The organism is Sinomonas sp. T428B (assembly GCF_056780155.1).
Map to the genome: position 1 here is coordinate 2266299 of NZ_JBRAZR010000001.1, position 19545 is coordinate 2285843.

22 protein-coding genes are annotated in these 19545 nt (G+C 72.9%); 5 read left to right on the plus strand and 17 right to left on the minus strand.

Annotation, left to right across the window (positions count from 1 at the left end):
- Positions 1-68: 68 nt before the first annotated feature.
- The 5 genes from mutM to coaD all read right to left on the minus strand — a co-directional run bounded on the left by mutM (position 69) and on the right by coaD (position 3179).
- On the minus strand, positions 69-1043 hold the full coding sequence (gene mutM, locus ACUYMY_RS10410) for a bifunctional DNA-formamidopyrimidine glycosylase/DNA-(apurinic or apyrimidinic site) lyase (RefSeq protein ID WP_481703489.1): 975 nt from the start codon (positions 1041-1043) through the stop codon (positions 69-71).
- Between the two features lie 3 nt (positions 1044-1046).
- On the minus strand, positions 1047-1751 hold the full coding sequence (rnc, locus tag ACUYMY_RS10415; RefSeq protein ID WP_481703490.1) for a ribonuclease III: 705 nt from the start codon (positions 1749-1751) through the stop codon (positions 1047-1049).
- Positions 1752-1770: 19 nt separating this feature from the next.
- Positions 1771-1974: a 50S ribosomal protein L32 gene (rpmF, locus tag ACUYMY_RS10420; protein ID WP_066498296.1), complete on the minus strand. Its 204-nt coding sequence runs from the start codon at positions 1972-1974 to the stop codon at positions 1771-1773.
- Between the two features lie 31 nt (positions 1975-2005).
- On the minus strand, positions 2006-2536 hold the full coding sequence (locus tag ACUYMY_RS10425; protein ID WP_481703491.1) for a YceD family protein: 531 nt from the start codon (positions 2534-2536) through the stop codon (positions 2006-2008).
- A 160-nt stretch (positions 2537-2696) separates the two neighbouring features.
- Positions 2697-3179 (minus strand): pantetheine-phosphate adenylyltransferase, encoded by a 483-nt coding sequence (gene coaD, locus ACUYMY_RS10430; protein WP_481703492.1) that lies wholly within the window; start codon positions 3177-3179, stop codon positions 2697-2699.
- 90 nt (positions 3180-3269) lie between these two features.
- Between coaD and ACUYMY_RS10435 the strand changes: the two genes are divergently transcribed.
- Both ACUYMY_RS10435 and ACUYMY_RS10440 read left to right on the plus strand, forming a co-directional pair.
- Complete coding sequence (locus ACUYMY_RS10435; protein ID WP_481703493.1) at positions 3270-4466, plus strand: aminotransferase class I/II-fold pyridoxal phosphate-dependent enzyme; 1197 nt, start codon at positions 3270-3272, stop codon at positions 4464-4466.
- 11 nt (positions 4467-4477) lie between these two features.
- Positions 4478-5281 (plus strand): spermidine synthase, encoded by an 804-nt coding sequence (locus ACUYMY_RS10440; RefSeq protein WP_481703494.1) that lies wholly within the window; start codon positions 4478-4480, stop codon positions 5279-5281.
- 20 nt (positions 5282-5301) lie between these two features.
- On the opposite strand, the gene ACUYMY_RS10445 is transcribed toward ACUYMY_RS10440, so the two are convergent.
- The 6 genes from ACUYMY_RS10445 to ACUYMY_RS10470 form a co-directional block, all read right to left on the minus strand.
- Entirely contained in the window at positions 5302-5493 is a 192-nt protein-coding gene (locus ACUYMY_RS10445) for a hypothetical protein (protein WP_481703495.1), read from the minus strand.
- 79 nt (positions 5494-5572) lie between these two features.
- Entirely contained in the window at positions 5573-6034 is a 462-nt protein-coding gene (locus tag ACUYMY_RS10450) for a hypothetical protein (RefSeq protein WP_481703496.1), read from the minus strand.
- Entirely contained in the window at positions 6031-6633 is a 603-nt protein-coding gene (gene rsmD, locus ACUYMY_RS10455; protein ID WP_481703497.1) for a 16S rRNA (guanine(966)-N(2))-methyltransferase RsmD, read from the minus strand. Before rsmD ends, ACUYMY_RS10450 begins: the two co-directional genes overlap by 4 nt.
- A 51-nt stretch (positions 6634-6684) precedes the next feature.
- Positions 6685-8925: an ATP-dependent DNA helicase RecG gene (locus tag ACUYMY_RS10460; RefSeq protein WP_481703498.1), complete on the minus strand. Its 2241-nt coding sequence runs from the start codon at positions 8923-8925 to the stop codon at positions 6685-6687.
- A complete protein-coding gene (locus ACUYMY_RS10465) occupies positions 8915-9904 on the minus strand; it encodes a DAK2 domain-containing protein (RefSeq protein WP_481705040.1) in 990 nt (329 codons plus the stop codon). The genes ACUYMY_RS10460 and ACUYMY_RS10465 overlap by 11 nt, the downstream gene beginning before the upstream one ends.
- 22 nt (positions 9905-9926) lie before the next feature.
- Positions 9927-10946 carry a thiamine-phosphate kinase gene (locus ACUYMY_RS10470; RefSeq protein ID WP_481703499.1) on the minus strand — a complete coding sequence of 340 codons (1020 nt, stop codon included), beginning with the start codon at positions 10944-10946 and terminating at the stop codon, positions 9927-9929.
- Between the two features lie 100 nt (positions 10947-11046).
- Between ACUYMY_RS10470 and ACUYMY_RS10475 the strand changes: the two genes are divergently transcribed.
- Complete coding sequence (locus ACUYMY_RS10475) at positions 11047-11571, plus strand: DUF3515 domain-containing protein (protein ID WP_481703500.1); 525 nt, start codon at positions 11047-11049, stop codon at positions 11569-11571.
- 32 nt (positions 11572-11603) lie between these two features.
- Here the strand turns inward: ACUYMY_RS10475 and ACUYMY_RS10480 are convergent, their stop codons facing one another.
- The 6 genes from ACUYMY_RS10480 to leuC all read right to left on the minus strand — a co-directional run bounded on the left by ACUYMY_RS10480 (position 11604) and on the right by leuC (position 18176).
- A complete protein-coding gene (locus ACUYMY_RS10480) occupies positions 11604-12734 on the minus strand; it encodes a D-alanine--D-alanine ligase family protein (RefSeq protein WP_481703501.1) in 1131 nt (376 codons plus the stop codon).
- A 2-nt stretch (positions 12735-12736) separates the two neighbouring features.
- Complete coding sequence (locus ACUYMY_RS10485; RefSeq protein ID WP_481705041.1) at positions 12737-13786, minus strand: NAD(P)H-dependent glycerol-3-phosphate dehydrogenase; 1050 nt, start codon at positions 13784-13786, stop codon at positions 12737-12739.
- Positions 13787-13803: 17 nt separating this feature from the next.
- Positions 13804-14562, minus strand: coding sequence for a lysophospholipid acyltransferase family protein (locus ACUYMY_RS10490; RefSeq protein WP_481705042.1), 759 nt, complete (start codon positions 14560-14562; stop codon positions 13804-13806).
- 74 nt (positions 14563-14636) lie between these two features.
- A complete protein-coding gene (gene murA, locus ACUYMY_RS10495; RefSeq protein ID WP_481703502.1) occupies positions 14637-15962 on the minus strand; it encodes a UDP-N-acetylglucosamine 1-carboxyvinyltransferase in 1326 nt (441 codons plus the stop codon).
- 150 nt (positions 15963-16112) lie between these two features.
- A complete protein-coding gene (gene leuD / locus ACUYMY_RS10500) occupies positions 16113-16712 on the minus strand; it encodes a 3-isopropylmalate dehydratase small subunit (protein ID WP_481703503.1) in 600 nt (199 codons plus the stop codon).
- Positions 16713-16730: 18 nt separating this feature from the next.
- Complete coding sequence (gene leuC / locus ACUYMY_RS10505) at positions 16731-18176, minus strand: 3-isopropylmalate dehydratase large subunit (protein WP_481703504.1); 1446 nt, start codon at positions 18174-18176, stop codon at positions 16731-16733.
- Between the two features lie 126 nt (positions 18177-18302).
- Here leuC and ACUYMY_RS10510 point away from each other — a divergent pair, with 126 nt between their 5' ends.
- Both ACUYMY_RS10510 and ACUYMY_RS10515 read left to right on the plus strand, forming a co-directional pair.
- Positions 18303-19022 carry an IclR family transcriptional regulator gene (locus tag ACUYMY_RS10510; protein WP_481703505.1) on the plus strand — a complete coding sequence of 240 codons (720 nt, stop codon included), beginning with the start codon at positions 18303-18305 and terminating at the stop codon, positions 19020-19022.
- Positions 19015-19539 carry a DUF1697 domain-containing protein gene (locus tag ACUYMY_RS10515; protein ID WP_481703506.1) on the plus strand — a complete coding sequence of 175 codons (525 nt, stop codon included), beginning with the start codon at positions 19015-19017 and terminating at the stop codon, positions 19537-19539. The genes ACUYMY_RS10510 and ACUYMY_RS10515 overlap by 8 nt, the downstream gene beginning before the upstream one ends.
- Positions 19540-19545: the final 6 nt, after the last annotated feature.

Here is a 19545-nt window from a genome sequence, read left to right on the forward strand (position 1 = left end):
GACGGGCATCTGGCCGGTGTGCCCCCGGTTTCAGGGCACGACGGCGGGCGGCCGCGCGGGGGCCGCGGCTACCAGCGCCCGTTGCGCGGCACCGGCTGGCAGCGCGTGCACCGGTAGGAGGACCGGTTCATGAACGGCTCGCGCACGATGACGCCGGTGCGGCCCTCGGCGACGCACCGGCGGCACGGCAGCCCGGCCCTGCCATAGGCGTCGAGCGAGCGGGAGAAGTATCCCGAGGCGCCGTTGACGTTGACGTAGAGCGAGTCGAAGCTCGTCCCGCCGGCCTCGAGGGCGCGCTCCATGACGTCCCGGACGGAGTCCACGAGCCGGCCCGTCTCCGCCCGGCGCAGGGTGTCCGTGGGGCGGGCGTAGTGCAGGCGGGCGCCCCACAGGGCCTCGTCGGCGTAGATGTTGCCGATGCCGGAGACGAGCCGCTGGTCCAGGAGGGCGCGCTTGATGCCGGTGCGCCGGGCGCGCAGCCTCGTGTGGAAGGCGTGGGCGTCGAAGAGCGGGTCGAGCGGGTCGCGGGCGATGTGCGCCGCCTCGGCCGGGACGAGCGCGAGGGGCGACTCGCCGCGGCCGCCGGGCCCGCCGTCGTGCGTCGGGACGAGCGGCACGACGGCGAGGCCGCCGAAGATGCGCTGGTCCACGAAGCGGAGCTCCCGCGGCATGTGGCGGGCCTCGCTCAGCTCGAGCCGGACCTTGAGGTGCTTCTCGCGGGGCTGGCCCTCGTCCTCGACGAGGAGCTGCCCGCTCATGCCGAGGTGGGCCATGAGCGCGGTGTGCGGCACTGCGGGCGTAGTGCCGGCGGCGTCGTCCGGGCCACCGCCGTCGGAGTCGCCGAGCGTGAGCCAGAGGAACTTGCCGCGCCGCACGGCGTCGAGCACCGTCGCCCCCTCGAGCTGGCCCGCGAAGTCCTGCGGCCCGAGGGCGTGGCGCCGGACCGAGCGGGGGTCGACGACCTCGACGCCCTCGACCGTGCGGCCCACGACCCACGAGGCGAGCCCGCGCCGGACGACCTCGACTTCGGGAAGCTCGGGCATCTGCTAGGCCGACGCTGACGGGCCCTGCCCGTCGGGGCCGAGGACCTTCCACGCGTTCGCCGCGGACTGCTGCTCGGCCTCCTTCTTGGAGTTGCCCATGCCGGTGCCGTAGGGCGTGCCGCCGATGAGGAGGGTCGCGGTGTAGACCCGGGCGTGGTCGGGGCCCTCGCCCTCGACCGAATAGTGGATGGCGCCGAGCTGGCGGTTGGCGGCGAGCTCCTGGATGTGCGTCTTCCAGTCGGTGCCCGCGCCGAGGACGGCCGCGTCGGCCAGGAGCGGCCCGACGAGGTCCACGACGAGCTGGCGCGCGGTCTCGAGGCCGTTGGAGATGAAGGTGGCGCCGATGAGCGCCTCCATGGTGTCCGCGAGGATCGAGGACTTGTTCTTGCCGCCCGTGACCTTCTCGCCCTGGCCGAGGTAGATGTGCTCGCCGACGCCGAGGCGGCGGGCGATGCCCGCGAGGGCGCGCGTGCTCACGACGGCGGCGCGGCGCTTGGCGAGCTCGCCCTCGGTGAGGTCGGGGTGCTCGCGGTACAGCAGCTCCGTGACGGAGAAGCCGAGGATCGAGTCGCCGAGGAACTCGAGGCGCTCGTTCGTCGGGATGCCGCCGTTCTCGTAGGCGTAGGAGCGGTGCGTCAGGGCAAGACGAAGCGTCTCGGCGTCGATACCGACGCCGAGACGCTTCAAAAGCTCGTCATGAGTGCTCATGCGCGAGGGTAACCGCCGCTCAGACGTCGGCGACCTTGCGGCCCTTGTACTCGAGGAACAGCTCGGTCCCGGCCGAGTCCGTCACGACCTTGGCCTGGTGCGGCAGGCTGTAGGTCACGCGGCCGTTCTCCACGGTCTTGACCAGGGTGGGAACGGAGGCCTTCCACTGGGAGCGGCGGGCGCGGGTATTCGAGCGAGACATCTTCCGCTTGGGAACAGCCACGGCTAACTCATTTCTCTTCTAGTGCCAACACTTACTCATCGTCGTGCCGGTCTGGCTTCACCAAATCTGCCAAGGCAGCCCACCGGGGGTCGACGACCTCATGGTGGTGCCCCGGCTCGTCCGCGAGACGCGCTCCGCATTCGGAGCACAGGCCCTCGCAGTCTTCCCGGCACACCGGCTGGAACGGCAGCAGGGTCACTACTGCGTCCCGCAACACCGGCTCAAGATCGATGGACTCGTGCTCGACTCGACGTTGCTCTTCATCGTCTTCTCCGTCCGAGGGCGCGTGGCCCTCGAAGAAGAAAAGCTCCTGCACCTCGGCATCGAGTCCGTACTCGATGGGATCCAGGCACCGGCCGCATTCGCCCGTCACTGTGACGTGCGCTGTCCCCGAGACCAGGATCCCCTCGTGCACCGACTCGAGCTTCAGGTCCAGACCCACGGGGGATCCTTCGCTGACGCCGATGAGCGCCACACCGAGGTCGCTCGGTGCGGGTACATGCTCCGTGAGGGTCCGCATAGTCCCCGGGCTGCGCCCGAGGTCCTTGACATCGAACATCAAAGGCGAACGTGCTTCGCGCTTAATGAGAACTCCTGTAGAACATAGACCGACAAACCATCCTAGCCTGTGGGGACCGCTTGCCCCAAACCAGGCCGCGCTGCCAAAAGGCCGCGATGGCCGCGCCCGCTGTGCCCGACCAGTCTAGCTGCCCGCAGCCGGTTCAGCGGCCAGGCACGCCCTCGGCGAGGCGCGTGAGGACGGAGCGGGGGACGAACTCGGACACGTCGCCGCCGAGGTCATGGACCTCCTTGACGAGCGTCGAGGACAGGTGGACGTAGTGGGCCTCGGCAGGCAGGAACACCGTCTCGACGCCGGTCAGCTGGCGGTTCATGATCGCCATCGGCAGCTCGTAGTCGAAGTCGCTCGACGAGCGCAGCCCCTTGACGATCGCCGTCGCGCCGCGCTGGCGGCAGTACTCCGCGAGCAGCCCCTCCCCCATGGGCTCGACGATGATCCCGCTGATGGCGCTGAGCGTGCGCCGGGCCATCGCGATCCGCTCGTCGAGGGTGAACCGGTACTGCTTCGTGTAGTTCGTCGAGACGGCCACGATGACCTCGTCGAAGAGGTTCGCCGCGCGTGCGATCACCTCGAGGTGCCCATTGTGGATCGGGTCGAAGGAACCGGGGCACACCGCACGTCGCATACCGCCAACATACTCCATGGGCCCCGCCCCGGCGGGGACGCCAGGCACCCTCCGCGCCCGCACTGGCCGCACTGGTCATAGCATGGGCGGATGACTTCAGCGTGGCAGCGAACAGCAGCAGGCGCCAACCTCCTCGGGGCCGACGGCCGGCTCGGCGTGACCATCTTCGAGGAGATGACGGGCCTCGCCGTCCGGCACGGCGCCATCAACCTCGGCCAGGGGTTCCCGGACGAGGACGGCCCAGCGGAGATGATGGAGGCCGCCCGCTCCGCGATCCTCTCCGGCGCCAACCAGTACGCCCCGGGCCAGGGCATCCCCCGCCTGCGCGAGGCCGTCGCCGAGCACCAGGCGCGGTTCTACGGGATCCAGCTGGACCCGATGCGGGAGGTCATCATCTCGACCGGGGCAACCGAGGGGATCGCCGCCGCGGTCCTCGCCCTCGCCGGCGCCGGGGACGAGGTCCTCACTTTCGAGCCGTTCTACGACTCCTACGGGGCGATGATCGCCCTCGCGGGGGCCGAGCACACGACCGTCCCCCTGCACGCGCCGTCGTTCCAGCCCGACCTCGCCGAACTCGAGGCCGCCTTCACGCCCCGCACGCGCCTCGTGCTGCTGAACAACCCGCACAACCCGACCGGCGCGGTCTTCCCCCGCGAGACCCTCGAGCGCGTCGTCGAGCTCGCCGCGCGGCACGACGCCCTCATCGTCACCGACGAGGTCTACGAGCACCTCGTCTTCGGGGACCGCCACGTGCCCGTGGCCTCCCTGCCGGGGGCCCGGGACCGCACGGTGACGATCTCCTCGGCGGGCAAGACCTTCTCCTTCACGGGCTGGAAGGTCGGCTGGATCAGCGGGCCCGAGGAGCTCGTGACGCGAGTGCGCACGATCAAGCAGTTCCTCACCTACAGCTCCGGGACGCCGTTCCAGGAGGCCGTGGCACTCGGCCTCGGCTATCCGGACGAGTTCTATCAGGGGGCCGCGGAGACGCTGCGGGCCAAGCGGGACATCCTCGCCGAGGGCCTCCGCGCGTCGGGGCTGGACGTCTTCGTCCCCGAGGGCACGTACTTCATCACGGCGGACACATCGCCGCTGGGCATCGACGACGCCCTCTCGCTCGCCCGGCGCCTCCCCCAGCTCGTCGGGGTCGCCGCTATCCCGGTCTCCGTCTTCTGCCACCCGGGGGGCGCCGAGCGCACGCGCTCGCTCCTGCGCTTCGCGTTCTGCAAGAAGGCCCCGCTCCTGCACGAGGCCGCCCGGCGCCTCTCGGGCCTGGCCGAAGCCCTGTGAGGCAGGCCGCCGTGAGGCACGATTCAGCGGGGCGCCAGAGCGGGCCCCGCGGCACCCGGTGGCTGCGCGGCATTGGCGCCCACGCCTCCGTCGAGCCCGATGCGTTCGTCCCGGGCGCGTGGATCCTCTCGATCGGCGGGGCCGAGCAGTCCCACGTGGACCTCGACCACCCCGAGCGCGTCTTCTACGCCTACCTGCGCCGCATCGCGAACGTCGTCGACGCCGTCGCCCCCGCCGGGGACCCGGTCAGGGCCCTCCACCTCGGCGCGGGTGCCCTGACCCTGGCCCGGTACATCCAGGCGACCCGGCCCGGTTCGGTGCAGACCGCCGTCGAGCTCGAGCGCGAGCTCGCGGACTTCGTGCTCGAGCACCTGCCCCTGCCGGTGGGGACCGACCTCGAGACCGTCATCGGCGACGCGCGGTGGGAGCTGCCCGCCGTCGCCGCGCGGGGGCCGTACGACGTCGTCGTCCTCGACGTGTTCTCGGGGCCCGACGCCCCGGCGCACCTCGAGGACCGGGGCTTCTATGCCGAGGCCGCGGAGCTGCTGGCGCCGGGCGGCGCGCTCATGGTCAACATCGGGGACGAGCCGCCGCTGACCCTCGTGCGCTCCCAGCTCGCGGCCATGCGCTCGGTCCTCGCCGAGGTCGCCGTGCTCACCGAGCCGGAGATGCTCACGGGGCGGTTCCCGGGCAACATCGTCGCCGTCGGGCTCAGGGGTCCGTGGCCCGAGGGCTGGACAGAGAGGCTCGAGGCGGCGGGACCGCACCCGGGCGTGCTCGTGCGCGGGGTCGATCTTGACCCGCTGTCAGAATGAGTCGGCCCTGCTGAGAGGGGTCAGCTCGCGAGCTTCTGCTCGGCGAGGCGCTTGACCCATTCGGGGGTGGGCCGGTTGAGCCGTTCGTCGAGCACGACGCGCAGCCGCGCGGCCGCGATCTGGACGCGCCGGTCGGAGGACCCCGGCCGCCGTTCGGTCGGCGGCTCGGACGTGTGGCGGCCTGCGCCGGGACGTGCCTCGTGCTTGCTCACATCAGACCCCTTCGCGCCGCTGCGTCCGCCGCGCAGCTCTCCTCCCAGTATCCCCGGCGGCGCCGGGGGCGTCCACGCATCAGCCACGGCCGCCGTCCTCTGGCGGGTCCCCCGGGCCGTCGTCGCCCTCCGGCGGGTCCCCCGGGCCACCGTCGCCTCCGCCGTCGCCGCCGAGCTCCTCGTCCAGCCCGGCCTCCGCGGCCTCTGCGATGGGGTCGATCCAGACCGCGTCGAGGAGCCTGAGCTCCTCCTCGCTGGCGATGAGGTCGCTCTTGGCCAGGCTCGCGAGAACCATCGTGCCCATCGCCTGGAGCTGCGGGTCGGGGGACACCGAAGCCTCGAGGGCCCATTCTGTGCGCCGCCAGAACTCCGCGCGCCGGTCCGAGTACGAGCGCTGGCGGATGGTGTTCAGGCCCACGAACGCGGCGACGACGGCCGCGGCGAACGTCCCGACGGGGGCGAAGGCCGCGAGGATGTCCCACCACTGGGGGATGGATTCCGACCCAGTCTGGGCGGCCGCCTGGGCGAGGGGGTCGATCATGCCTCCACCGTAGCGGGGGGCTCCGACGGTGCTGGCGCCGGCTCGGCGAACCACAGCCGCGTCTCGCCGTACTTCTTCTCGGCGAAGAGGACCAGGCCCTCGGGCCAGTCTGGCTCGGGCGAGCGGGCCGAGCGCTCGACGACGACGAGCCCGTCCTCGGCGAGGTGCGGCAGGAGGGCCGCGAGGACCGCCGAGAGGGGCCCTTCCCCGAGCGGGTAGGGCGGGTCCATGAAGACGAGGTCCCAGTGCCTCCCGGGCAGGGTGTGCTCGAGGAAGCCCGCGACCTTGGATCGGTGGACGGTCACCGCGCGCCGGCCGAGGGCGTCGTTCGCGAGCCGGGCGTTGCGCTCGCACACCCGCACGGCCTTCGCGTCCGCCTCGACGAGCTCGACCGTCGAGGCGCCCCGGCTCGCGGCCTCGACGCCGAGCGCGCCCGAGCCCGCGAAGAGGTCGAGGACCCGGGAGCGGGTGAGCATGCCGAGGGCGTCGAGCCGGGAGAAGAGGGCCTCCTTGACCCGGTCGGTCGTGGGCCGCGTGGCCGAGCCCGGGACGGACGCGAGCGTCGTGCCCCCGGCGATTCCCGCGATGATCCGGCTCACGGAGTCCCCCGGCGTGCGGCGCCCCCGTGCGCGGGTGCCTGCGTGCGTGCCTCATCCACGTTCGAGGAACACCTCCTTCTCAGGCCCGAGGTACTCGTCGATGGCGGACCTCAGGGCCGGCTGCCGCTCGAGAGCCGGGTCCTCGGCCACGAGCCCGAGGGCGTCGCCGCGGGCCTGCTCGATGACGTCGGCGTCCCGCAGGACGCGCAGGAGGCGCAGGGTCGATCGCCGCCCGGACTGGGTCGCCCCGAGGATGTCCCCCTCGCGGCGCTGCTCGAGGTCCTTCTGGGCCAGGACGAAGCCGTCGGTGCTCGCCGCCACGGCGTCGAGCCGCGCCCGGCTCGGGTGTCCCGGCTCGAGGGCGGTCACGAGCAGGCACGTGCCCGCGTGGCCGCCGCGCCCGACGCGGCCGCGCAGCTGGTGCAGCTGCGCGATCCCGAAGCGGTCGGCGTCGAGGATGACCATGAGCGTCGCGTTGGGCACATCCACCCCGACCTCGACGACGGTCGTCGCGACGAGGACGTCGGTGCGCCCGGCGGCGAAGGCCTCCATGGACGCCGACTTGTCCGCGCTGTCCATGCGGCCGTGCAGCATGCCGAGCCGGACGCCCTCGAGGGCGGGCTCCCCCTCGAGCTGCTCCATGGTCCCGGCGACCGAGGCGGCCGGCGGCGGCGCCGGCGCGCCGTCGGCCAGGGCCGTGCCTCCCCACGTGGCGGCGTCGAGGGCCGCGAGGTCGCCCTCTTCCCCGCTCGACTCCCCGATCTGCGGGCACACGACGTAGACCTGCCGCCCGGCGTCGACCTCCTCGCGTGCCCGGGCCCAGATCCGGCGCTCCCACGAGGGGTTCTCGGCGAGGCCGACGACGTGGGTCGCGATCGGCGCCCGGCCCGCCGGGAGCTCCCGCAGGACGGAGGTCTCGAGGTCCCCGAAGACGGTCATCGCGACGGTGCGCGGGATCGGGGTGGCGGTCATGACGAGCAGGTGCGGCGTCGCGAGGCTCTTGGCGCGCAGGGCGTCGCGCTGCTCGACGCCGAAACGGTGCTGCTCGTCGACGACGACGAGGCCCAGGTCCGCGAACTGGACCGCCTCCGAGAGCAGGGCGTGGGTCCCGACGACGATGCCCGCCTGCCCGCTCGCGGCCGCGAGGAGCGCGCGCTTGCGCTCGCCCGCTGACTGCGAGCCCGTGAGCAGGACGACCTCGACACCGGCCGCCTCGAGATCGGCCCCGAGCAGCCCCTCGCGCGCGAGGGGGCCGAGCGTGCGCCGGATCGACTCGTAGTGCTGCCCCGCGAGCACCTCGGTGGGGGCAAGCAGTGCGGCCTGGCCGCCGTCGTCGACGACCTGCAGCATCGCGCGGAGGGCGACGACCGTCTTGCCCGAGCCGACCTCGCCCTGCAGGAGCCGGTTCATGGGGTGCGGGGCCGCGAGCTCGGCGGCGAGCTCCTCCCCCACCTCCCGCTGGCCCGCGGTGAGCTCGAACGGGAGCTGGGCGTCGAACGCGTCGAGCAGCCCGCCGCGGCGGGCCGGGCTCGGCCGCGACGGCAGCTGGGCGTGCTGGATCCGTCGGCGCGCGAGGGCCGTCTGGAGGACGAGGGCCTCCTCGTACTGGAAGCGGCGGCGGGCGAGCATCCACGCCTCCTGCGTCGCAGGCTCGTGGATCATCCGGTAGGCGTCGGCGAGCCCGGGCAGCCGGTACCTCTGCCGGAGCTCCGCGGGGAGCGGGTCCGGCAGCGGGCCGAGGTCCATCTGGCGCAGGAGGGTCTTGACGGCCTTCTCGATCCGCCAGGTCGTGAGCCTGGCCGTCGCGGGGTAGACCGGGATGGGCCGCGCGGCGAGCTCTTCCGGGGTCCCCTCGGCGGAGTCCTCGGGATCGAGGAGCACGTAGTCGGGGTTGGTCAGCTGCAGCTTCCCCTTGTACCGGCCGACCCGGCCCGAGAACATCGCGACCGTGCCCACGGTGAGCTGCTTCGAGGCCTGGAACGCGTTGAAGAACGTGAGGCTGATGGCGTCCGGGCCGTGGTCGCCGAACCCGTCCGAGACGACGACCTCGGTGATGGAGCCCTTCCGCGTGGCCATGCGCCGGGTCGCGGCCCTGACGACGCGCGCGATGAGCGTCACGTCCTCGTCGAGCGGCAGGAGCGCGATGGGGGTGAGCTCGCCGCGCTGGACGTACCGACGCGGGAAGTAGTCCAGCAGCTCCCCGGCGGTCTCGAGCCCGAGGCTGTCCCTGATCTTCTTCGCGGACGAGGCCCCGAGCAGCCGCGAGAGGGGCCGGTCCCGCTCAGCGGCCAACGGTTCCGCCCTCGGCGGCGTGCTCACCGGCCGGCGGCTCGGCGTGCAGCTCGGTGAAGGAGATCTTCTCGGGCTCGGCGAGCGAGCGGATGAGTGCCAGCGCGGCGTCCGGGTCGGCGACGTGCACGTGGACGCGCCAGCGGCACACTCCGGCCCCGTCGTCGAACGCCCCGACGGGGCTCATGATGACGGAGTCGCCGATCTCGTCGAGGCGCTGGCGCAGCCCCGCCGCATGGAGCGGGCTCAGGGTCACGGTGCACATGAGCTCGACGCCGACGGCGTGCGGCTGGTCCGCGTGGATGTGCGGATCGTCCACCCGGTAGCCGTGGAGGCCGTCGAGCACGTCGTCGGAGAGCCCCTCGCCAAGGACCGCCGAGCGCAGGGCGGCGAGGACGAGCAGCAGGCCGACGCCGCCGGCGTCCACGACGCGGGCGCTCGTGAGGACGCCGAGCTGGGACTCGGTGTCCACGACGGCGCCGACGGCGGCCTGGACCGCGCCGTCGAGCGCGGCCGCGAGGGCCTGGTTGCTGTCGGGGCCTCCGTCGCCGGTGCCAGAGTGGGCGGTGCGGGCCGACGCGGCGCCGTCGGCCGCGGCCTCGAGCACCGAGAGCATCGTCCCGGCGACCGGCTCGCTCAGGGCCGACCACGCGCGGATCTGGGCGCGGTGGAGCGCGGCGGCGAGGAGTGGGCCGCTCAGGCGGGTCTGCCCCTTGAGGGTCGCGGCGACGGCGTCGAGGAACACGGCCAGGAGGGTCCCGGAGTTGCCCCAGGCTTCCTCCATCGCGGCCTGGCCGGCGGCGGCGAGGACCTCGCCCACGTCCGTGCCCGGAGTGTCCGCTGCGGCCGAGGCGGCGGCCCGGACCGTGTGGTAGAGGTTGGTGCCCGTGTCCCCGTCCGCGACGGGGAAGATGTTGATCGCGTTCAGGCGGTCGCTGTGGTTGGCCAGGACGGTCTCGGCGTCGGCGAGCCAGCGCCGCATGGCCGCGGCATTCGAGGCGATCTTAGCGTGCAAAGTGATCCCATCCGCTCGGTTGCACGGGGCGCCCGCCAATGGCCACCCCGCCCGGCCCGCCGGCCGAGGGCACGACCGAGCCTATCGCAGCGAAGCCCTCGGGGAGCTGAACGGAGGCGGGGAACGCGCCGAGGAGTCCGTGGTCCTCCCCGCCGCCCAGCACCCAGCCGAGCGGGTCCGCCCCGACCGCGGCCGCCGGCCCGGCCAGGAGCGCGGCGTGGGCGGCGAGGGCCTCGGCGTCGAAGTCGAGGCCGACACCGCTGGCCGCCGCGAGGCGCTGGCCGTCCTTGAGGAGCCCGTCGGAGAGGTCCATGAGGGCGTGGGCGCCCGCGCGGGCCGCGGCGGGCCCGGCGGCGAGGGGCGGGACCGGCCGGGTCTGCCGGCGCACGGCCTCCGCCAGGGCCGGCGGGAGCGTCGCGTGGGACGGGCCGTGCTCGAGCAGGGCCAGGCCGGCCGCGGCGGCGCCGAGGCGGCCGGCGACGGCGAGCACGTCGCCCGCGCGGGCGCCAGAGCGCAGGAGCGGGGCTCGGCCCTCGAGGCTCCCGAGGACAGTCACGGTCACGGACAGCTCACGGCCCCGCCCGAGGTCGCCGCCCGCCACGGTGCACTGCTCGGCGCCGAGGGCGCGGATGGCCTCGACGAGCCCGTCGGCGAAGTCCTCGACCCACTCGGCCGCGGTCTCGCCCGGGAGCGTGAGGCTCACGACCATGGCGGTCGCGACGGCGCCCATCGCGTTGATGTCGGAGAGGTTCTGCGCCGCGGCCTTCCAGCCGACGTCGGCACCCGTGCTGCGGTAGCCGCTCGGCCACTCGAGCCGGAAGTCGGCATCCTGCGTCTGCGTGTCGGTGCTGACGACGACGCGCCCGTCCGGGGCGGCGACGACGGCGGCGTCGTCGCCCGGCCCGAGGAGGGCCGCGCCGAGGACGTCGAGCCGGGGGAAGATGCGCTCGAGGAGCTCCGACTCGCTCAGCTCGCGCACGAGGGCCGGCTTCCTCTGGGTGTCCGTCACCCTCTTAGCCTAGCCGCGGCGCCTCTGGCGGCTGTCCCTTCGTGGCGCTTCCCCCCGGGCGGTAGGCTGGATGGACCCCCACGACCCCGGATGGAGAAGCATGCCCGCGCGCCGAACCCCCGCCCGCTCCCGCGCCACCGTGGGACGCGGCACCGCCGCTGCTCTGCTCGGGCTGTTCGGTCTGCTCGGCGCGTCCCTCACAGGCTGCACGGCCCCCGTCTCGGTCGAGCCCGCGCCGGACGCTGCCAACCCGGCCTGCGCTCCGCTCATGATCGCGCTCCCGGACACCCTGGGCGACGCCGCGCTGCGCAAGACGACGAGCCAGGCGACCGCCGCGTGGGGCGACCCGTCCGCCGTCGTGCTCCGCTGCGGCGTTCCGGCACCGGGCCCGACGACCGAGCGGTGCGTGACCGTCAACGGCGTCGACTGGGTCATCACCGAGGGAGACCCCTACTACACGCTCACGACGTACGGGCGCGAGCCCGCCACCGAGGTCCTGCTCGACGAGGAGCGGGTCAGCTCGGCGACGGTGCTCGCGAGCCTCTCCGGGGCCGTCGAGAAGATCGCAGCCGTGCGCAAGTGCGTGGGCCAGGAGGACCTCGCCGGCCTCCCGGCCGCAGGCTGAGACACGCGAAGGCTGGACAGGCCCAGCCGGCCTCAGCGCAGGCCGGTCGGGCGCTCGAGGGCGAGCTGGATGAGCTCGTCGATGAGCTCGGGATAGGACACGCCGGTCGCGGCCCACATCTGCGGGTACATGCTGATGGGCGTGAAGCCGGGCATGGTGTTGATCTCGTTGATGATGAACTCGCCCTCGGGCGTGTAGAAGAAGTCCACGCGGCTCAGGCCCTCGGCGGCGACGGCGTCGAACGCGGCCGCGGAGAGCTCGCGCACGCGCGCGATCGCCTCCTCGGGCAGGTCCGCGGGGCACGAGAGCGCGGCGGCGTTGTCCTCGACGTACTTCGCCTCGAAGTCGTAGAACGCGTGGCCGCCTCCGGCGACGGAGACCTCGCCGGGCAGGGACGTCCTCGGGCCGTCGGCGCCGCGGCCCTCGAGCACGCCGCACTCGATCTCCCGGCCCACGATGCCCGCCTCGATGACGAGCCGCAGGTCGTGCCTGCGGGCCTCCTCGATCGCGGCGTCGAGCCCCTCGGGCCCGTCGACCTTCGAGATGCCCACCGACGAGCCCGCGCGGCACGGCTTGACGAACACGGGGTAGCCCAGACGGCCGACGGCGTCGCGCACCCCGTCCGGGTCGCGGCGCCACTGCTTGTCGGTCACCGCGACGTACGGCCCGACGGCAAGGCCGGCGGCGGCGAAGGCGACCTTCATGAAGTGCTTGTCCATCCCGACGGCGGAGGCGAGGACCCCGGCGCCGACGTAGCGGACGTCCGCGAGCTCGAGGAGGCCCTGGATCGTGCCGTCCTCGCCGAACGCGCCGTGCAGGAGGGGGAAGACGACGTCGACCTCGCCGAGCTCGCGCGGGACCCGGTTCGGCTCGGACACGACCAGGCGCGTGCGGCCCGAGCCCTCGGCGAGCTGGACCGTGCCCTCCGCCGGGCCGACCTCGGGCAGCTGCCCCTGGTTGAGGGCCCACTCGTGCCAGTCGCCGTCCGAGAGCACCCACTGGCCCTCGCGCGTGATGCCGACGGGCACGACCTCGTACTTGTCCGTGTCGATCGCGCCCATGACGCCTGCCGCCGTCACGCACGAGACGGCGTGCTCGCTCGAGCGGCCGCCGAACAGGAGCGCGACGCGGATCTTGGAGCCGGTCGTTGCGTTGGAATCCACAGCTAGTCGCCTTCTGATTTGAGCTGCCGCGCGAGCAGCAGCTGTCCGAGCTGGTCCACGGGGAGCTGTCCCCGCAGCACGGCCACGACGGCGGCCGTGATGGGCATGTCGACGCCGAGCCGCTGGGCGAGCTCGTTGACCGCGGGGGCGGACTTCATGCCCTCCGCGACCTGGGTCATGCGCACGCCGACCTCTTCGACGCTCAGGCCCTGGCCCAGGAGCGCGCCGGCGGTGTGGTTGCGCGAGAGCTTCGACGAGCAGGTCGCCACGAGGTCGCCGAGGCCCGCGAGCCCGGCCATGGTCTGCGGGTCGCCGCCGAGGGCGACGGCCAGGCGGGTGGTCTCGGCGAGCCCGCGGGTGATCACGGAGGCCTTCGTGTTGTCCCCCATGCCCTTGCCCTCGCAGATGCCGACGGCGAGGGCGATGACGTTCTTGACGATCCCGCCGATCTCGACGCCGACGACGTCGGTGCTCGTGTAGGGGCGGAAGTACGGGGCCGTGCAGGCCTCGGCGAGCCAGTGGGCGGTGGGCTCGTCGCTGCACGCGACGACGGACGCCGTGGGCTCGCAGCGTGCGATCTCGAGGGCGAGGTTCGGCCCGGAGACGACCGCGATGCGCTCGCGCGGCACGCCCGCGACCTCCTCGATGACCTCGCTCATGCGCGCGTCCGAGCCGAGCTCGAGGCCCTTCATGAGCGAGACGACGACGGCGTCCGCGGGGATGTGGGCGGCCCAGGCCGTGAGCTGGCCGCGCAGGGACTGCGCGGGCACGGCGAGGACGACCGCCTCGGCGCCCTCGAGGGCCTCGGCCGGGTCGGTCGACGCCGTGATGCAGGCCGGCAGCGGGATGGCATCGAGGTAGCGCGAGTTGCGGTGGGCGTTGATGTCCGCTACGACCTCCTCGCGCCGGCCCCAGATGCGAATGCTGCGCTCGGTGCCGTGGCTCTCGGCCGCCTCGCCGAGAACCTTCGCGAAGGTCGTCCCCCAGCTGCCTGCGCCCATGACGGCGATCCGCCGCAGGGGCTCGCGCGTCCCCGCGGGTGCCTCCCCCAGCGCCGGGTTCGCAGCGCTCACGCGGCCGTCCCGCCGTCGTCCGCCTGGGGAGCCCGCGAGCCGCGTGCGACGTCGCGGCCGTGCAGGCTCTGGGCGTTCGCGGTGGGGTCCCAGCGTTCGGCCGGCGGCTCCTCGCCGCGCAGCTGCGCGAGGAGGCCGGTGATCGCGTCCATGATCCGCTCGGTGGCCTCGAGGAGCGTCGTCTTGTCCATGGGCCGGCCCCGCAGGTCGTCGAGGTCGACCGGGTCGCCGATGAGCACAACGGCCTTCTTCCGCGGGAACACGTGCAGCCGCTTGGCATAGCGCGGGAACAGTTCGTGGTCCCCCCAGTGGGCGATCGGCACGACCGGCGCGCCCGTCTTGAGCGCCAGGCGCGCGGCGCCCGTGTGGCCCTTCATAGGCCACAGCCCGGGGTCGCGGGTCAGGGTGCCCTCGGGGTAGACGATGATCGCGCCGCCCTCGTCGATGACCTCGCGGGCCACCTCGAGGGACGAGCCCGCGCCGGCGCCCCCGCGGTCGACGGGGATCTGCTTGGTCCCGCGCATGATCTGGCCGAGGACCGGCGGCCTGAAGAGCCCGGCCTTGGCCAGGAAGTGCGGGAAGCGGCCGTTGTTGTAGAGCATGTGGCCGATGGTGAGCGGGTCGATCTCAGTGCAGTGGTTGGGGCAGGCGATGAAGCCGCCGCTGCCTGAAGCCGAGCTTGACTCGCCCGGCCGGCTGCCCAGGGCTGCGAGCTTCTCGGTGCCCCGCCACTCCTTGTCCATGAGGAGGTTCATGAGCGGGCGCACGATCGTCGCCGCGATGGCGAACGCGAACCTCTCCCCGGCGCTCTCGCTGCCGTGCCGACGTCTCAACGGTTCTCCTCGAGGTCGAAGTCGGCGCCGAGCGCCTGGAGCTTGTCGGTGAAGCGCTCGTAGCCGCGCTTGATGATGTCCACGCCGGTCGCACGGGAGACGCCCTGGGCCGCGAGGGCCGCGATGAGGTGGCTGAAGCCGCCGCGGAGGTCGGGGATGTCGAAGTCCGCGCCGCGCAGCTCGGTGGGGCCCGAGATGACCGCGGAGTGGTGGAAGTTCCGCTGGCCGAACCGGCAGGGGACGCTGCCGAGGCACTCGCGGTGGACTTGGATCGTGGCGCCCATGCGGCGCAGCGCCTCGGTGAAGCCGAAGCGGTTCTCGTAGACGGTCTCGTGGACGATCGAGACCCCGTCGGCCTGGGTCAGGGCGACGACGAGCGGCTGCTGCCAGTCCGTCATGAAGCCCGGGTGGACGTCGGTCTCGAGCACGAGCGGGGAGAGCTTGCCGCCGGGGTGGAAGAAGCGGATGCCGTCGTCCTCGATCGCCAGGCCGCCGCCGAGCTTCCGGAACACGTTGAGGAAGGTCATCATGTCCCGCTGGCACGCCCCCTCGACGAAGATGTCCCCGCGGGTCGCGACTGCAGCGGAGGCCCACGAGGCCGCCTCGTTCCGGTCCGGCAGGGCACGGTGGCTGTAGCCGCCGAGCTCGGGGACGCCCTCGATGCGGATCGTGCGGTCCGTCTGGACGCTGATGAGCGCGCCCATCTTCTGCAGGACGGCGATGAGGTCGATGACCTCGGGCTCGGTGGCGGCGCCCGTGAGCTCGGTGATGCCCTCGGCGCGCGTAGCGCTCAGGAGGACCTGCTCAGTCGCGCCGACGCTCGGGTACGGCAGGGCGATCTTCGCACCCCGGAGGCCGCGCGGGGCGGAGATGCTGATCCCGCCCGGGCGCTTGTCGACGACGGCGCCGAACTCGCGCAGGACGTTCAGGTGGTAGTTGATGGGGCGGTCGCCGATCCGGCAGCCGCCGAGGTCCGGGATGAAGGCCTCGCCGATCGCGTGGATGAGCGGGCCGCACAGGAGGATCGGGATCCGCGAGTCGCCCGCGTGGGCGTCGATCGCGGCCGAGGGGGCTGCGGTGGCGGCCTTCGGGTCGAGCGTGAGGTCGCCGGTGGCCGGGTCGCGGTCGACGGCGATGCCGTGCAGCTGCAGGAGGCTCGTGACGACTGCGACGTCCTTGATCTCGGGGACGTTGCGCAGCACAGAGGGGCCGTTGCCGAGCAGCGCCGCGACCATGGCCTTGGGGACGAGGTTCTTGGCGCCGCGCACGGCCACCCTCCCCGAGAGGGGGATGCCCCCTCGGATGGTCAGGACACTGCTCATCTGCACCTTTTCCTCACTGACTGCTCGCTGCCCGGGCGCCGGGCCTGGAGCGTCCCCTGCGGCGGACCCAGCTAAGCATAGAAGCTCGCGTCCGGCGTCGGGAAAACGCCGGACGCGAGCCGGGAGTGCTGCTCCGCCCGTGGCGGCGGATCAGCTGCGTGCGGGTAGGGTGGTCGGCTTGAAAGAGGGCCTTGTCGCCTCATAGGCGGCGATGTCCTCCTCGTGCTGGAGGGTCAGGCCGATGTCGTCGAGGCCCTCGAGGAGGCGCCAGCGCGTGTAGTCGTCGATCTCGAAGGGTGCGACGAGGTTCCCGCACGTGACGGTCTTGGACTCGAGGTCCACCGTGATCTGCGTGCCGGGGTGGTTCTCGAGCTCCTTCCAGATGAGCTCGATGTCGTCCTGGGCCACAACGGCCGCCAGGAGCCCCTGCTTGCCCGAGTTGCCGCGGAAGATGTCCGCGAAGCGCGAGGACAGCACGACCCTGAAGCCGTAGTCCTTGAGGGCCCACACGGCGTGCTCGCGCGAGGAGCCGGTGCCGAAGTCCGGCCCGGCCACGAGCACCGAGCCGCGGCTGAACGGCTCGCGGTTGAGGATGAACGCCTCGTCCTTGCGCCAGCTCGCGAAGAGCGCGTCCTCGAAGCCCGTGCGCGTGATGCGCTTGAGGAAGACCGCCGGGATGATCTGGTCGGTGTCGACGTTGCTCTGCCGCAGCGGGACGCCGATGCCGGTGTGGGTCGTGAACTTCTCCATGGTTCGTTCGGGGCCTTTCTAGGCGGCGGCCGTGCTGGCGGCGTCGGAGGAGGTGGGCAGCGGGTCGAGGTCCGACGGCGAGGAGAGGGTCCCGCGCACGGCCGTCGCCGCGGCGACGACGGGCGAGACGAGGTGCGTGCGCCCGCCCTTGCCCTGGCGGCCCTCGAAGTTGCGGTTCGAGGTCGACGCGCAGCGCTCGCCCGGGGCCAGCTGGTCTGGGTTCATGCCGAGGCACATCGAGCAGCCCGCGAAGCGCCACTCGGCGCCGAACTCGGTGAAGACCTTGTCGAGGCCCTCGGCCTCGGCCTCGAGGCGCACGCGCGCGGAGCCGGGGACGACGAGCATGCGGACGTTCTCGGCCTTGGTGCGGCCGCGCAGGACGTCGGCGGCGGCCCGGAGGTCTTCGAGGCGCGAGTTCGTGCACGAGCCGAGGAAGACCGTGTCGACCCGGATGTCCTTCATGGGCGTGCCGGCGGCGAGGTCCATGTACTCGAGGGCGCGGCGGGCGGCGGCCTTGGCATTCTCGTCCGCGAAGGAGTCCGGGTCCGGGACGGCCTGGGAGAGCGAGACGCCCTGGCCGGGGTTGGTGCCCCACGTGACGAAGGGCTCGAGCTCGTCGGCGTCGAGGAAGACCTCCGCGTCGAACACGGCGTCCTCGTCGGTGTGCAGCGTGTCCCAGTACGCGACCGCGGCGTCCCAGTCCGCGCCCTGCGGGGCGTGCGGGCGGCCCTTCATGAAGTCGTAGGTCGTCTGGTCGGGGGCGACCATGCCCGCGCGGGCGCCGGCCTCGATCGACATGTTGCAGATCGTCATGCGCGCTTCCATGGAGAGCGCGCGGATCGCCGAGCCGCGGTACTCGAGCACGTAGCCCTGGCCGCCGCCGGTGCCGATCTTGGCGATGACGGCGAGGATGATGTCCTTTGAGCTCACCCCGGGCTTGAGCGTGCCCTCGACCGTGATGGCCATGGTCTTGAACGGCTTGAGCGGGAGGGTCTGCGTGGCCATGACATGCTCGACCTCGGACGTGCCGATGCCCATGGCGAGGGCGCCGAACGCCCCATGGGTCGACGTGTGCGAGTCGCCGCAGACGATCGTGAGGCCCGGCTGGGTGAGGCCGAGCTGCGGGCCGACCACGTGGACGATGCCCTGCTCCTTGTCGCCCAGCGGGTGCAGGCGGACGCCGAACTCCTTGCAGTTCGCGCGCAGGGTCTCGATCTGGGTCCGGCTCGTCGGGTCGGCGATCGGCTTGTCGATGTCGAGCGTCGGGGTGTTGTGGTCCTCGGTCGCGATCGTGAGGTCCGGGCGGCGGAGCTGGCGGCCGGCGAGGCGGAGGCCCTCGAACGCCTGCGGGGAGGTCACCTCGTGCACGAGGTGCAGGTCGATGTAGAGGAGGTCGGGCTGCCCGTTGTCGCCCTTGCGCACGACGTGCGCGTCCCAGACCTTCTCGGCCAGTGTGCGTCCCACGGCCCAGCTCCCTTCGCATTGGCGGCGGCCGGTCCGGCCGCCTCGGATTCCAGTGGACCAGTGACGCTCTCGCGCTGGCCACCCGGCGGACTTGCATCTCAGATATTGAGACGGCAATATCAATCTATGGACAATTCTAGCGGCGTCGGCGTGATCGACAAGGCCGCCCTCGTGCTCGACGCCCTCGAGGCCGGCCCGACGACCCTCGCGCAGCTCGTCTCGGCGACGGGCCTCGCCCGGCCCACCGTCCACCGCCTCGCGCTCGCCCTCGTGCACCACCGCCTCGTGAGCCGCGACATCCAGGGCCGCTTCGTGCTCGGCTCGCGGCTCGTCGAGCTCGCCTCGGCCGCCGGCGAGGACCGCCTCATCGCCGCCGCCGGACCGATCCTCGTCCAGCTGCGAGACGCGACCGGCGAGAGCGCGCAGATCTTCCGGCGCCAGGGCGACTGGCGCGTGTGCGTCGCCTCCGCCGAGCGGCCCGTCGGCCTCCGCGACACGATCCCCGTCGGCACCCAGCTGAGCATGAAGGCCGGCTCCGCCGCCCAGGTCCTCGTCGCGTGGGAGGACCACGACCGCCTGCTCGAGGGCCTGAACCAGGCCCGCTTCACGCCCACCGTCCTGGCCGGCGTCCGCCGCCGCGGCTGGGCGCAGAGCCTCGGGGAGCGCGAACCCGGGGTCGCCTCCGTCTCGGCCCCGGTCCGCGGCCCCTCGGGGCGCGTCATCGCCGCCGTGTCGATCTCGGGCCCCATCGAGCGCTTGACGCGCCAGCCGGGCCGTCAGCATGCGGAGGTCGTCTGCAACGCCGGACGGCTGCTCACCGAGGCCCTGCGCAAGGGCAATGACTGAGTACGCGGTCTTCCTGCGCGGCGTGAACGTCGGCGGGATCACCCTCAAGATGGCCGAGGTGCGCGACGTCCTCGGCCGCCTCGAGGTCACGGACGTGAAGACGCTCCTGGCCAGCGGCAACATCGTCCTGTCCACCGACCTCGACGCGGCCGCCCTCAAGGACGCCGTCGAGAAGGCGCTGCGGGCGGCCTTCGGCTACGAGGCCTGGGTCGTGGTGCTGGCCCGGGCCGAGGTGGACGCGATCGTCGAGGCCTGCCCCTACCCGCCCGACGACGCCTCCACGCACACCTACATCACGCTCGCCTCCGACCCGGCGGCCCTCGACGAGCTCGCCGCGGCGGCCGGCGGCGCGGACGGGCAGAAGCGCCTCGCCCCGGGGGCGACGGCGTGGCTCGCCCCGCGCGGGTCGACGCTCGAGTCCCCCCTGTCCAAGGCCACGGCCAAGCCGAAGTTCAAGGCCACGACGACGACGCGCAACCTGCGCACGATCCTCAAGGTCCAGGCCGCCTTCGCCTGAGCGGCT